This is a genomic window from Streptomyces beigongshangae, assembly GCF_019710745.1.
Taxonomy (GTDB): domain Bacteria; phylum Actinomycetota; class Actinomycetes; order Streptomycetales; family Streptomycetaceae; genus Streptomyces; species Streptomyces beigongshangae.
In genome coordinates this window covers 68,228-81,372 of sequence record NZ_JAHKJW010000038.1, presented here as the reverse complement: position 1 = coordinate 81,372, position 13,145 = coordinate 68,228, and the positions used below count along the sequence as shown (strand labels likewise).

Below are 13,145 nucleotides of genomic sequence, written 5' to 3'. Positions count from 1 at the left end.
GCGGCGGTCAGCCGCTCCGCCCGCTCACGGCCGTCCGCCGTCAGCTCCGCGGCCCGCTCGTACGCGGCCGAACGCCGGCTGCCGGGGGCGGCGGTGCACGGGTCGGCCGCGGCGGCGGCCAGCCGGTCCGCCACGGCCGGGTCGTGCCCGGCGATCGACCACGCCCGGTGGAGCAGCGCGAGGAACCCGTGCCCCTCGCTCTCCAGTACGGAGGCGAGCGCCCGGTGGGCGGCGCGCCGCCGGTCGGGGCGGGCGCAGGCGTACGCCGCCGCACGGATCAGTGGGCTGGTGAAGCGCAGCCGGCCGTCGGACGGCACGAGGACGCCCGGGATCCGGTCCGGGGCGGGTACGGTCCGCGCGCCGTCGAGCCGCGCGGCGGCCGAGCGGACCAGTTCGGCGTCGGCTCCGGCGCCCTCGGGGTCGTGTTCGTGCGCGGCCGCCGCCAGCAGCAGGAGTTCGCCCTCCGCGGCGGAGAACCCCGCCAGGTGCTCGCCGACGACACCCCGCAGCGTCTCGGTGTCGGCCGGCGGCCGGGGCAGCCGGTGCTCGCCGGACAGTTCGGCGGGCGACAGCCGGGCCACGAGCGCGCGCAGCAGCGCCGGGTTGCCCTGCGCCTCCGCCAGCAGCTCCGCGCGTACGGCCGGGGCGACGGGACCGTGCGCCGTGTCGTCGAGGAGGGCGTCCGCGGCGGCCGGGGACAGCGGTGCGAGCGTGAGCGCGGGCAGCGCGGCCAGGTCGGGGTCGGCCGCGTGGCGCCTGGTGACCGTGAGGAGCATGCGCACCGGTCCCGCCGCGTGCAGCCGCCGGGCGGCGAAGCCCAGGGCGGCCCGCGAGGGGGCGTCCCACAGGTGCGCGTCGTCCACGCACACCAGCAGGGGGGCGCCCGCGGCGGCGGTGGCCAGCTGCTCCAGCAGCCGCTCGGGGGCGGCCCCGGTGTCCGGGACGCCCGCGGGCCGTCCGGCCGGCAGACCGTCCATGGCGCACCGCAGCGCGTGCAGTCCGCCGAGGGGAACCGCGGACTCGACGCGGCTGGCCCGCACGTGCAGCACGGGCCCGGCGTCGAAGGAGCGGGCCGCCCACTCGGTCAGGGCGGTACGGCCGAGGCCCGGGTCCCCGGTCAGCACGAGCACCGGGGCGTGCGTGCCCGGCCGGTCCAGCAGGGCGGTCAGTGCCGCGAGTTCCGCGCTCCGGCCGTGCGGTGGGGGAACCGGTCCGAGGGACTGGCGCGCGTTCGTCCGTCCGGTCATCTCCGTGACGCTACTGCCGTGCGACGACGAGCGGAAGCAGTCCGTCCGTTGCGCTACGTCACACGGCCGGCGGTTCCCACCTGCGTCGACGCGCCCCCGGCCGGGTGTCCGGGTGTGACGTCACCCAAGGGCGGCCACGCAGTTCTGTGCGCCCGCACAGCGCCGGTGGGCGGCCGCGTTCCCCGCGCGTCCGCCCACCGGCTGCTCCTGGCCGTGCCGATCCGCCGTACCGGGCCGCCTGCCGTACCGGTACGGCGTCCGGCCCTACGAGGTGTGCGGGCAGTTGCCCCGGTACTCCTCGATCGTCAGGCTCGGCCGCGGCAGCGGGCAGAGGAACTGCTCGTAGCGGGTGTCGTTGTCCACGAACCGCTTGAGCCACGAGATGCTGTACTTCGCGATCGTCGTGTCGGACGAGTTCGGCGTGAAGTGCGACGCGTTGTTGAGCTCCAGGTATGCCTTGTCGGTGGACGACGGCAGGGACCCGTAGAACGGCTCCGAGTGCGAGGAGACGGGCGCGATCGTGTCGCCGTCCGCTCCGAAGATCAGCGTGGGCGTGCGGACCTCGGGCCACGACTTGTCGAGGTTCCAGGGGGTCAGCGGGATCGCCGCCTGGAGCGACGGACGGGACTTGGCCGCCTCCAGGCTGCCGCCGCCGCCCATCGAGTGCCCCATCACCGCGAGCCGGCTGCTGTCGATACGGGCGCGTACGCTGCTGCGCTGGGTGAGGTGGTCCAGTGCCGCCAGCAGCTGCCGGCCGCGCGAGTCGGGCTGGTCCAGGGTCGTCAGGGTGTCGATGGTGAGGACGACGAATCCCTGGGAGGCCAGCCGTGCGCCCAGCCAGGAGATCGAGGACTGGGTGCCGGTGTAGCCGGGTGAGACCACCACGGCGCCGAACGTCCCGTCAGCGGTGCTGGTCGGGTAGTAGACGGTCCCGCCGCCGAAGCCGCTGACCGACAGCGACGAGATGGTCGTCTGGGACACGCTGTACGGACCGCGGAGCGCCTCGATGCTCGACGTGGTGGGGGCGGGGCCGCGCTCGTAGGGGTTCTCCGCGGCATGCGCCCCGGGGCTCGCCAGGGAGCTGAGGCCCACGACGGCGACGAGCGACGTGAGGGCACCGGTGATCCGCTTCGCGGCCCCCGCACGCCGGCGCGGGCGGCGGACGGCGGACTCGGGCGGGACCACGCTGGGGGCGGGCGAGCTGTGCTGCGAGTGCTGCTGCACGACGAAGTCGTCCTCTCGGTCGTGACGGACCGCCGGACCGGGCGTGACGTGCGGAGGACCCGCGTGGCACGTGTGTCACGTGTGTCACGTCCGGAGGCTGTGCCGACGGCGCCGACCGTTGGCCGGCCCTGTCACTGTCGGGCACGGTCGGAGTGCGGCCATCGGCAATATCACCAGTCTCCGCCGACGGCTCCACCGACCGCTCCACCGACCGCTCGGGCACCGCTCCGGTCCCGTCCGGTGAGCGGTCCTGTGAGCGGGTCCGGTGCGCCGTACGGGCTCCGGGTTCGCCGGGCCGGCATATATCCGCGCCCGTCGTGGGCACCCGCCAGGGCATGAACCACATGGACCACATGAACCACATGAACCAACTGGACGACGGCCCCGACCCCTCGCACCGGCGCCCCCGGGGGGTCAGCGACGAGACCGTGGAAGCGCTCGGCTCCCTCTCCAAGGCGCTGGAGACCACCGAACGGGCCAGGGGGCACCTGTACTCGTTCCACCAGCTCACCGGAACGGCCGACCTGGAACTGGACCGCGCGGTCGAACTCCTCCGGAAGGCGGGCCACGCCGAGTACGCCGACCGCGTCGAGAGCGAGGTCCTGGGCCGCAACGTGATCCCGGGCCACTGGACGTTCCAGATCGTCGAGGCATACAACAAGACCTACTACGAGCCGTTCAGGGACCTGGAAAGAAGCGCGCTGCACGACCTCGCGGAGGGCCGCGACCACCTCTTCGAGGCGGAGCTGAAGGAGGACCGCCGCACGAAGGGGCATCCCGACCACTCCGCCCGCCCGGACAGCGCGGACACTCCGTCCTGACGGGCGGGCACGTGACACACCCGCGGGACGCGGTCGGACGGACTCGGCCGTGCCCCGGTACTCGCCGGGCGCCCGGACCGGCCGCGTCCTCGGCCCGGTCACCGCCTGGGGCGGGTCACCGCCGAGCACGGCCGTGGGGTGCCGGGCCCCCTCGGTGAGCCGCCGTCACGGGACTTCGGCGCAGTCGTCCGCCTTCGCCTTCGCTCGCTCGGCGGACCCGCCCTTCGTGCCCAGCCCGTTCAGCTCGGCCGTGAACTGGGCTCCCGTCAGCAGCGCGAGGTTGGACAGCCACAGCCAGATCAGGAAGACCACGGCGCCCGCGAGGGAACCGTAGAGCTTGCTGTAGGTGCCGAGCACGGAGGTGTAGAGCGCAAAGCCTCCGGAGACGGTGAGCCACAGGCCCGCCGCGAGCAGCCCGCCGGGCAGGCTGTGCCTGCGGCGGCGGGCCGGCACGGGTCCGGTGTGGAAGACGATGACGACCAGCAGGGCCACCAGGCACATCAGGAGCGGCCAGCGCAGCAGGTTCCAGGTCCAGGCCGCCATGGCGTCCAGGCCGATCAGATGGCCGAAGGTCTCGGCGAGCGGCCCCGTCAGCAGCAGGACGAGGGCGCTGACGAGGAGCAGGCCGAGGAGGGCGAGGGCGGTGAGCAGGATGCGGTGCGCCGTGTGCCACGGGGAGCGGCAGTCGGGCACGTGGTGCATGCGGTGCAGGGCGCGGCGGAAGACGGCGAGGTAGCTGGAGGCGGACCACAGGGCGCTGACCGTGCCGCCGCACAGCAGCGTCCAGGCGGCCGAGCCGTCGTGCAGCATCCGGGACAGCACGTCGTGCAGCTGCGTGCCGGACTGGTCCGGGGCGTAGGCGGTGACGTGCGCGATGAAGTTCTCGGCCGTGTCCGGGCTGATGAGGCTGAAGGCGATGACGGTGACCAGCAGCGAGGGCAGGACGGCCAGGATGGAGTAGTAGGTGAGCGCGGCCGCGTAGTCGGAGATGTCGTCCCGCCACATCGATCCCGGGGTGCGGCGCAGGGCCGTCGCCCATGCCGCGGGGGTGCGGTGTCCGCGGCGGACCGGACGCAGGGTGCCCGGTCCGCCGCCCACGACGGCCGGCCCCGGCTCAGCGGACATGGCGCTTCCGGTGCGCGCGTGCGGAGAACGCGTGTGCGGAGAGGCGGACGCGCGTGTGCACGTCGTAAGGAGCGAGTGCGGTCCCCGTCCGGGCGGCGAGTTCGGCGAGGGCGGGCAGCACGGCGGCCGGGGCGGCGTCCGGCCGGAGCCAGACGCGCAGGTGCACGTGCAGTTGCTTCCGCCGTGCGCGTACGTGGGTCACACGGGTACGGCAGCGGGTCACGCCGCCGATCGCGACCGCGTCGCGGGTCACGGCGTGCTCCAGGGCACGGGTGCGCAGCGTGCTGCCGGGTGCCGGCAGGGGCACCCCGGAACGGGCTCCGCCGCGCAGTTGGCCGAAGCACCATACGGCGAGGAGCACGGTCGCGGCGAGCGAGCCCGCCACGGCCGAGGGCGTCCACCAGTCCGTCGTACGCAGGTCCGCGAGTCCCCGCCGGTCGACGAGCGCGGTGTGCGCGCCGGGGTCGGGCCACCACGACGGGAGGAGGCTCGCGGCCCAGGGGGCCCGGGTGACGGCCGGCCACGCACCACCGAGGAGGAGCACCAGGCCGACGGCGGCGAGGGCGGTCCGGTTGAGGGCCGTACAGGAACGCTCCATCAGTGTCTCGCTTCTTCGAAAGCCGTTTCACCGGCACCCGCGCCGGAACCGGTACCGGCACCGGCATCGCCCCCGGTACGGGCGTCGGCGCCGGGGTCCCAGGCGGCCTCGGGCCGGACCCTGACGCGCAGCCGCGGCAGGCGGCGCAGCCGGCAGTCCTCCAGGGCCCGGTGGGCCGCGCGCCGCACCTCGTCCAGCACGAGCTCGCGGTCGCCGAAGGCCAGCCCGGCCCGGACGGTAACGCGGCGGCGCCGTACCCGCACCCTCACCGGGCCGATCCCCCGCGTCCCGCCGACGGCGTCCGCGACGAGGGCGGCGACCGCAGTACGGTCCAGGGCGGCCCGCAGGCGCACACCGGGAGCGGTGACGGTGAGCAGTTCGCGGTGTCCCGGGACGAGCGCCAGCACGATCATCAGCACGCCGAGGACGGCAACCGCGCCGGCCGAGGCCATGACGGTGGCGTCGCCCGGACCGTGCCGCGAGAGCCAGTCCAGCGTGCCGGTGCGCCAGGCGGCGGCCGGACGGCGCGCGGCATGCACCAGGAGCATGTCGACCGCGAGGGCTCCGCAGGCCACCGCGGCGGCCAGGGAGAGCAGCATGATGGGCACCCGTCGTTGCGACCACCACCGCAGCGGTGTCCGTGAGTCGGTGGACGTCTGCGCGCGCCCTTCCGGCGGCCCGTCGGGCGACGCGTCCGGTGACACGGTCCGTGCCGGTGCCGGTGCCGGTGCGGGTACGGGTTCCGGGACCAGGCCGGTGACGCCGACGCGGGCCCGTGTGACGTCGAGACCGGTCAACCGGCTCGTACGGGCGGTGACGTGGTGCTGGACCCGGCGCACCGCCTCCGGCAGGGGCGCCGGGTAGGGCAGGGTCACGTCGACGCCCACGTCCGCCCGGCGGCCGTGTACGTGTGCCGAGCCCTTGGCCGCGCCGGTCCCCGGGCCCGGCACGGCCTCGGTGGCCGCTCGTTCGGCGATCCTGCGGACCGCCCTGTCGGAGACGGTCGTCGTGCCGCGCAGGCCCGGCGTGGTCATCGGCGGCTCCGCTCGTAGCCGTCGCGCAGGTCCTGGACCCGGCCCCCGCCGTCGAACCAGCGGCCCGCGGCCCAGCCCAGCCCGCCCAGCGCGGCCACCGGCAGGAACGCCCCGAAGCCTCCGAAGAAGCCGGCGAAGGCCAGCGCCATCCCTGCGCACATCCCGGCGAAAGCTCTGCTCACGTCCATTTCCCGTCCTTGCTCACAGGTCCTCGGCCACGGGTCCTCGGTCACGGGCGGTGCGCCCCGGGGTGTGCGACGGACCCGCTCACTCCACGCGCGAGTCCGTCGACTGTCCCTCGCCGTCCTCCTCGGGCAGGTGCACGTCGTTGACCGTGACGTTCACCTCCACCACGTCCAGACCGGTGATGCGCTCCACCGCGGAGATCACGTTCTCCCGCACGTCGCGGGCCACGTCCGTGATGGGGACGCCGTACTCCACCACCAGGTCGAGGTCGATGGCCGTCTGCCGCTCGCCGACCTCCACCTTGACGCCGCGCCCGACGTTCGGCCGGCCGCCCGGTACCCGGTCGCGTACGGCTCCGATGGTGCGCGACAGGCCGCCGCCCATGTCGTACACGCCCGGGATCTCGCGGGCCGCGATGCCCGCCACCTTCACGACGACGACATCGGCGATCGACGTCCTGCCGCGGTCCGGAGCCGGCTGGTCGGCCCCGGTGGCGCCGCCGGACAACGCCGTCGTCTGCGTCGGACCGGTACCCTGCGCGACCGACACGTCCTTCGCGACCGGTGCGGTGTGCGTGGTCATGGCATGTCCTTCTTCCTGTAGCCGGTGAGCTGTCCGGTGCACTGTTCTCACAGCGATAGACCCGCTGCGGCCACGCCTGTGACGCGGTTACCCGGAAAATCCCGGCTCAGTTGCCACCGGAGGGACGTACGGGAAAAGAGGCCGCCGGTCCGGCATCCGGATCCGGCCCGCTCCCCGAAGTCCCGCGTAACAGGAGGCGGAACCGGCGTGTCCAACGTTCGGAACCGCAGTCTCCGGACCGGACGAGAGGAGCCGCCCAGTGGCGGGGGTCGCCGGACAGAACGCGCCGCCGGACGCCCGGGGCGAGGCCGACGACACCCTGCTGGCGGTACGGGCCGCGGAAGGGGACGAGGACGCCTTCGCCGTTCTCGTCCAGCGCCACGCCCCCGCACTGATCCGGCTGGCCGCCCGCCTGCTCGGCAACCGGGCGGAGGCGGAGGACGCCGTGCAGGACGCGTTCATCAGTGCCTGGCGGCGGCTTCCGGAATTCCGCAACCGGTCGTCCTTCGGCACCTGGATGTACCGGATCCTCACCAACCGCTGTCTCAATGTGCTGCGCTCCCGCAGACCGGTGGCGTCCCTGGACGCCGCGAGGGACGTACCGGCACCCGAGCACTCGGCCTCCCCCGCCCGGATGGCGGAGGCGCGCGACGCGGTGCGCGAGCTGCGCGCGGCCCTCGACCTGCTCTCCGTCGAACAGCGCGCCTGCTGGGTGCTGCGAGAACTGGACGGGCGGTCGTACGAATTCATCGCGGACGCGGTCGGCATCAGCCAGGAGGCTGTGCGCGCCCGTGTCTTCCGCGCACGACGCTGCCTGACACGAGCAATGGGAGCCTGGCGATGACCGCTCACACCGGCCCGTCCGACGCGCACACCGACGGCGTGGACAACGATGTGGACGACGGCGTGGACGACGGCGTGGACGACGACGAGCGGCTGCCGTGCGGCAGGCTGCTGTCCCGGGTCTGGGACGACCGGAAGCGGCAGCGGGCCGGGACCGCCGACCCGCATCCGCGGACCTGCCCGCACTGCCGGCGGGCGGTGAGCGGCCTGGACGAACTCGGGTCCGCGGTGGCCGAGCTGCGGCGTGACGAGACGGCGGACACCTCCGCGTACGACACGGCGCCGCTGGCGGAACGCGTCATGGACCTCGTGCGGCTCGAACTGCGGCCCGGCCGTCCGCTGCCGCTCGGCGAGCCCGCGGAGGACCTGTGGATCATGGAAGCGGTCGCGGCCCGTACCCTGCGCGCGGCGGCCGAGAGCGTCTCCGGTGTACGGGCCGGCTCGTGCCGGCTCTTCCCGCGCTCCTGCGCCCTCCCCGCCGGTACCGGCCGCGGGCCGGTCGAGGTCCGGCTCGACGTGCACGCTCCGCCCGGCGTCCCGCTGCCGGAACTCGCCGAGCGGATCCGCGGGCGGGTGCGGGAGGCCGCGGACCTTCGGCTGGGCATGGACGTGGCGGCGGTGGACATCCGTATCAGCGACCTGACCGACACCACGGCGGACAGCGCGGCCGAGAGCGCGGCCGGCGGCGCTCCGACCTGCACGACCGGCAGCCAGGAAGGCCGTACCCGATGACGTACGACAGCGCGCGCCCTGCCCCCGCCCCCGCCCCCGTTTCGACCGAAAGGATCGCCCGGGTCGTGGAAGGCGTGCCGGGGGTGGCCTTCCTCAGGCCCGGGCCCGCCGGCCGGCTGCGTTCCACGCCGGGCCGGCCGGCCCGGCCGCGGGCGGGTCGGGACCGTGCGACGACGGCAGGGATACGGCTGAGCCGTCCGGGCCGCGCCCGGGACGTGCCCGGAGCGGAAGCCGGGGCCGGAACCGAAGCCGGGGCCGGGGCTGGGGCTGGGGCCGGAACTGAAGCCGGAGCCGGGGTCGAGGTCGGGCAATGGCACGTCGAGATCCACCTCGTCGCGCGCAGACAGGCACGCGCGCTGGACGTCGCCCGCGCCGTCCGGCGCAGGGTCGAGGCGTACCTGCTCCCGATGTCACCGGCGGGGGCCGTACCGGCGCACGTCACGGTGACCGTCACCGGTCAGGTCTGACGTGCTGGCACTCCGGCGCGTTCCCCGGCCGGCCCGTGCCGCCGTGCTGTTCCTGCACGGCGGCAGGGCGGACAGCCATGCCCGGTCCCGGCCCTGGCACCTCGCGCCCCTGCGTATGCGGCCCTTCGTACGGGCCGTCGCGCGCGCGGCCCCGGACGACGACGTCCTCCTGGCGGAGGTGCGCTACCGCGTACGAGGGTGGAACGGCGGGGACGCCGATGCCCTGCTGGACGCGCGACGGGCGCTCGACGAGGTCGCCCGTGTCGCCGGGAACGTCCCGGTCGTGCTGGTCGGCCACTCGATGGGCGGCCGGGCTGCGCTGCGCGCCGCGGGCGCGCCTCAGGTCCGCGCCGTTCTGGCGCTGGCCCCCTGGTGTCCCGCCGGTGAGCCGGTCGGCCACCTGCGGGACAAGGACGTCGTCGTGCTGCACGGAGACCGCGACCGTGTCACCGACCCCCGCGCGGCCATGGCGTTCGTGGGCCGCGCCCGTGCCGCGGGCGCCCGGGCCACCTTCGTGGGCATGGCGGGCGGCGACCACGCGATGCTGCGCCACGGCGGGAAGTGGCACCGCCTCGTGGCCTCCACGACCCGCGAGCTGCTGCCGCCCGGCCGCATCACGGCCTGAGACCGGCCGTGGCAGAACGCCGGAAGGACATCAGCGGGGCATCACCACGCAGAACTCGTTGCCGTCGGGGTCGGCGAGCACCACGTGCTTCTCTTCCGGCAGCTGCCCGATGCCGATGTGCCGGGCGCCGAGTTCCAGAGCCCTGTCCACGGTCCGCCGCTGGTCCTCCAGGGACGTGCTCGTCAGATCGAAGTGCCTCCGGTTCCGGCCGGTCTTCCCCTCCCGGGCGATCGCATGTCCTGGGGGGTGTCACCGGCTCCGGAGGCATCGACAGACCGCTGATCAGGGGCACCGTACGGGACGACGGTGCCGCCGGAGCGCCCGCCATCTGGGGATGGGGTGCGGCGCCCCCGGACTCCGATCGGGCGGCTCCTTCCGTCGTACACGGTGTACGAGGTGTGCGGGGTGGGTGTACGGGGTGTGCGGGCTCAGGCCGCCGCGGCGGACTTGACCGCGTGGGCCACCTTGGTGCGCAGGTCGGCGAACTCCCGTGACTCGCGCAACTCGTCGGCGTCGACAGCACTCCGCGGCAGGGTGATCGGCAGGTCCAGCGCGACGGTCCCGGGGCTCTTGGTCAGCACCACGATGCGGGAGCCGAGGAACACCGCCTCGTCCGCGGAGTGGGTGACGAACACCGTGGTCCTCCCGGTCTCGGCGGTCACCTGCCGTACGTCCTCCTGGAGCCGTTCACGGGTCAGCGCGTCCAGTGCCGCGAACGGTTCGTCGAACAGGAACAGCGGGTTCTCCGCGGCGAGGGCGCGGGCGATGGCGACGCGCTGCTGCTGCCCGCCGGAGATCTCCCAGATCCGCCGCTCCTCCGTTCCTTCGAGACCGACGCGCGCCAGCAGCTCCGCCCGGCGCTGCGGCCACCGGGCGCGGTCGACACCCGCGTAGCGCAACGCCAGGTCGATGTTGCCCCGTACCGTCCGCCACGGGAACAGCCGCGGCGTCTGGAAGACCACGCCGGCCGTCCCGCCCGGCCGCGGTGCGGTACCCGAGACGCGCACCGCACCGTAGGTGGGCTGCTCGAACCCGGCGATCAGCCGCAACAGTGTGCTCTTGCCGCAGCCGGACGCGCCGACGAGGACCAGGAACTCGCCCGCGGGGACGGTCAGGTCGACCGGTCCCACGGCGGTGACGGTCGCACCGCCCCGGCCGTAGCGATGGGTGACGCGGTCGAGACGTACGGAACCGGCACGCCCGGTGTCCTGCGCCTCGGCCCCCTTGTCGACGGTGTCACTTGAGGACATCGGGCAGTCCCTTCAGGTAGAAGGCCTCGCGGACGGCGTCCGCGGACGGCACGGCGTCGATCTGCTTCTGGTCGGCCAGGAACCGGGCGGTGTCGGTGACGTAGGTCAGCAGCTTGCCCGGGGTGCCGTCGGTACCCAGCCAGTCGGCGGAGGCGACCTCGTCGGGAGTGAGGAACACCCCTTGGGAGAGCTGGGCCTCGGCGTCCGCGGCGCTGATGCCCAGCTCGGCGGCGACGGCCTCGACCGAGCCGTCGGGGTCGGACTTGAGCAGGCTCAGCGCCTGGGCCTCCACCTTCCGCCAGGTGTCGATGGCCTTCGGGTCCCTGGCGACGAGTTCGTCGGACACGACGGCCAGGTCGAGGGTCGGCCTGCCCGCCGCGCCGATCTCCTTGCTGCTGGTGAGCTGGGTGCCGCTCCTGCGCAGTTCGTCCAGTGTCGGCAGCCAGACGTAGGCGGCGTCGACGTCCTCGCGCTGCCAGGCGGCGATAATCGCCTGTGGTTGCAGGTCGACCAGTTTGACGTCGGACGTCTTGAGGCCGCCCGTCTCCAGCGCCGCCAGCAGGCTGTAGTGGGAGGTCGAGGCGAAGGGGGTGGCGATCGTCTTCCCCCTGAGCCCGGCGACGTCGGATATACCGGCGCCCTTGCGTGCCACCAGGGCCTCGTTCTCGCCCGCGACGTCGAGGATGAAGGCGACCTTGTACGGGATCGGTGAACTCCCCGCGATGCCGCGGGCGAACGGGCTGGAGCCCAGCGCGGCGATGTCGAGGGACTTGCCCAGGAATGCCTGGTTGACGCTGGCGCCGGAGTCGAACTTGATCCAGGTGATCCGGTAGTCCGGCAGCGCCTTCTCCAGCAGCTTCCTGTTCTTCACGATCAGGTCGCCGCTGGGGAAGGCGAAGTAGCCGATGCGCAGTCGCCTGGAGCCGCCGGACGAGGATGTCCCGCTGTCGGAGGAGCAACCGGTGACGGCCGCGGACACCGCGGCGAGGGCGCCGGCGAGCAGCAGGCGCCGGGAGGGTCCTTGAGACGTGGGACGAGACATGACAGGGCCGTTTCTGTTCAGGAAGGATTGCTGTTCGGGTGCGGATGTCGTCGGGGAGGCAGGCTCTTCAGGAGATCTCTTCAGAGGGGTCTCTCAGAGAGGCCTCTCAGAGGGGCCTCTCAGAGGGGCCTCTCAGAGGGGCCTCTTCAAGAAGAGTTGGGCGGAAAGGGCCTAGACGTGCCCGCGCCAGGGCACGACGGCCCGCTCCAGCCGCAGCAGCAGGGCGTCGATGACGAGCCCGGAGACCCCGATGGCGATGATGCCGACGAGGACCACCGGGGTGTTGTTGTAGTTGGCGGCGTCCTTGACCATGCCGCCGATGCCGGGCAGTCCGTTGACCAGCTCGGCCGCGACGAGGGAGGAGTAGGCCACGCCGACGGCAAGCCGGACGCCGGTCAGCGTCTCCGGCAGGGCGGACGGCACGACGACGTCCTTGACGACGTCCCACCGGGACCCGCCCAGCGCACGGGCCGCTTCGACGAGACTCTGCGACACCGCGGTCACCGCGGTCGTCGTGGACACCGCGACCGGCGGGAAGGCGGCCACGGCCAACAGGGTGATCTTGGGTTCCTCGTTGATGCCCAGCCAGATGATGAGCAGTGAGAAGTACGCCAGCGGCGGCAGTGTCCGCAGGAAGGTGATCCAGGGCTCGAAGAGCGAGCGCACCCAGCCGACGGTGCCCATGACGAGGCCGAAGACCACCCCGAGGGCGATACCGAGGCCCGCTCCGAGCGCGATGCGCCGCAGACTGATGCCGAGGTGCTCGATGAGCGTGGTGCCGTTGTAGCCGCGTACGCCGTCATGTGTCGTCGACACGTCGACGAAGGCGCTCCAGACCTTGGCCGGGGGCGGTACCAGCGTCTCGCTCCACGTTCCGCTCACCGCCAGCAGCTGCCAGAGCAGGAGGAACAGCAGGAGCGAGCCGAACGGCAGGCCGACGTGGCGCAGGCGGGCCGTTCCGCCGGCGCCGGCGGAACGCCGCCGTACCGGCGGTTCGTCGGGCAGGGGGGCGAGGTCGGTCTGTGGTGGCGAAGGGATCGTGGACACGGGGACGGGGCCTCCATGGCGCCGGAAGACGAGCGGCTGAGGGCAGCGCAATTGAGCCGGTCGGCTCGGGGAACGCACCGGGGTGCGGGAGGAACAGGGGGAAAGGTGCCGCCGGGAAACATCACCGGGCGGCGGAACGCGTCAGGAACGCGTGGTCAGCGACAACACGAAGCGGGACACCGGCACAGGTCAATGACCAGGCGTCGCACCAGCAGTTCGTGAATCATGGGGCCCATTTGTACAGCAGCCGGGACTCCGCACCAAGAGGTGTCCCATTCCCTGGGACCGGGTACGGCCGCGGATACCGCCGCCGGACCGCGAG

General features: G+C 73.6%; 15 protein-coding genes and 1 pseudogene. 5 read left to right on the top strand and 11 right to left on the bottom strand.

The genetic code is table 11. The annotated features are described in order from the left end of the window. Together KM933_RS26540 and bdeA are read right to left on the bottom strand one after the other, a co-directional pair. Positions 1-1,247 (bottom strand): AAA family ATPase (locus tag KM933_RS26540; RefSeq protein ID WP_221356415.1); only part of this gene is annotated, 1,247 nt, incomplete at its 3' end. 264 nt (positions 1,248-1,511) lie between these two features. Continuing rightward, positions 1,512-2,372 (bottom strand): bis(hydroxyethyl) terephthalate hydrolase, encoded by an 861-nt coding sequence (bdeA, locus tag KM933_RS26535; protein ID WP_308013554.1) that lies wholly within the window; start codon positions 2,370-2,372, stop codon positions 1,512-1,514. A gap of 461 nt (positions 2,373-2,833) precedes the next feature. Between bdeA and KM933_RS26530 the strand changes: the two genes are divergently transcribed. Further along, on the top strand, positions 2,834-3,292 hold the full coding sequence (locus tag KM933_RS26530) for a hypothetical protein (RefSeq protein ID WP_221356439.1): 459 nt from the start codon (positions 2,834-2,836) through the stop codon (positions 3,290-3,292). A gap of 165 nt (positions 3,293-3,457) precedes the next feature. On the opposite strand, the gene KM933_RS26525 is transcribed toward KM933_RS26530, so the two are convergent. The 5 genes from KM933_RS26525 to KM933_RS26505 all read right to left on the bottom strand — a co-directional run bounded on the left by KM933_RS26525 (position 3,458) and on the right by KM933_RS26505 (position 6,817). After that, positions 3,458-4,417 carry a YihY/virulence factor BrkB family protein gene (locus KM933_RS26525; protein ID WP_221356413.1) on the bottom strand — a complete coding sequence of 320 codons (960 nt, stop codon included), beginning with the start codon at positions 4,415-4,417 and terminating at the stop codon, positions 3,458-3,460. Continuing rightward, positions 4,407-5,015 (bottom strand): hypothetical protein, encoded by a 609-nt coding sequence (locus tag KM933_RS26520; RefSeq protein ID WP_221356411.1) that lies wholly within the window; start codon positions 5,013-5,015, stop codon positions 4,407-4,409. The genes KM933_RS26525 and KM933_RS26520 overlap by 11 nt, the downstream gene beginning before the upstream one ends. Continuing rightward, a complete protein-coding gene (locus KM933_RS26515) occupies positions 5,015-6,049 on the bottom strand; it encodes a DUF6286 domain-containing Asp23/Gls24 family envelope stress response protein (RefSeq protein ID WP_260334184.1) in 1,035 nt (344 codons plus the stop codon). Before KM933_RS26515 ends, KM933_RS26520 begins: the two co-directional genes overlap by 1 nt. Beyond that, entirely contained in the window at positions 6,046-6,231 is a 186-nt protein-coding gene (locus KM933_RS26510; protein WP_221356443.1) for a hypothetical protein, read from the bottom strand. Before KM933_RS26510 ends, KM933_RS26515 begins: the two co-directional genes overlap by 4 nt. An 85-nt stretch (positions 6,232-6,316) precedes the next feature. Beyond that, positions 6,317-6,817, bottom strand: a complete 501-nt coding sequence (locus KM933_RS26505; protein WP_221356409.1) for an Asp23/Gls24 family envelope stress response protein — start codon at positions 6,815-6,817, stop codon at positions 6,317-6,319. A 259-nt stretch (positions 6,818-7,076) separates the two neighbouring features. Between KM933_RS26505 and KM933_RS26500 the strand changes: the two genes are divergently transcribed. Genes KM933_RS26500 through KM933_RS26485 form a run of 4 tightly spaced genes read left to right on the top strand, consistent with a single transcriptional unit; the run spans position 7,077 to position 9,484 of the window. Then, positions 7,077-7,661, top strand: a complete 585-nt coding sequence (locus KM933_RS26500) for an RNA polymerase sigma factor (protein WP_221356407.1) — start codon at positions 7,077-7,079, stop codon at positions 7,659-7,661. Further along, positions 7,658-8,392, top strand: a complete 735-nt coding sequence (locus KM933_RS26495) for an Asp23/Gls24 family envelope stress response protein (RefSeq protein ID WP_260334183.1) — start codon at positions 7,658-7,660, stop codon at positions 8,390-8,392. The genes KM933_RS26500 and KM933_RS26495 overlap by 4 nt, the downstream gene beginning before the upstream one ends. Then, a complete protein-coding gene (locus KM933_RS26490) occupies positions 8,389-8,859 on the top strand; it encodes a hypothetical protein (RefSeq protein ID WP_260334182.1) in 471 nt (156 codons plus the stop codon). The genes KM933_RS26495 and KM933_RS26490 overlap by 4 nt, the downstream gene beginning before the upstream one ends. 1 nt (position 8,860) lies before the next feature. After that, entirely contained in the window at positions 8,861-9,484 is a 624-nt protein-coding gene (locus tag KM933_RS26485) for an alpha/beta fold hydrolase (RefSeq protein WP_308013553.1), read from the top strand. Positions 9,485-9,520: 36 nt separating this feature from the next. Here KM933_RS26485 and KM933_RS26480 read toward each other — a convergent pair. The 4 genes and pseudogenes from KM933_RS26480 to KM933_RS26465 form a co-directional block, all read right to left on the bottom strand. Then, positions 9,521-9,709, bottom strand: a pseudogene (locus KM933_RS26480) (VOC family protein); the annotation flags it as partial. A gap of 203 nt (positions 9,710-9,912) precedes the next feature. Continuing rightward, positions 9,913-10,734: an ABC transporter ATP-binding protein gene (locus KM933_RS26475; RefSeq protein WP_221356405.1), complete on the bottom strand. Its 822-nt coding sequence runs from the start codon at positions 10,732-10,734 to the stop codon at positions 9,913-9,915. Then, positions 10,721-11,776: a taurine ABC transporter substrate-binding protein gene (locus tag KM933_RS26470; RefSeq protein WP_221356403.1), complete on the bottom strand. Its 1,056-nt coding sequence runs from the start codon at positions 11,774-11,776 to the stop codon at positions 10,721-10,723. The genes KM933_RS26475 and KM933_RS26470 overlap by 14 nt, the downstream gene beginning before the upstream one ends. 171 nt (positions 11,777-11,947) lie before the next feature. Beyond that, on the bottom strand, positions 11,948-12,781 hold the full coding sequence (locus KM933_RS26465; RefSeq protein ID WP_430727372.1) for an ABC transporter permease: 834 nt from the start codon (positions 12,779-12,781) through the stop codon (positions 11,948-11,950). Positions 12,782-13,145 lie beyond the last annotated feature (364 nt).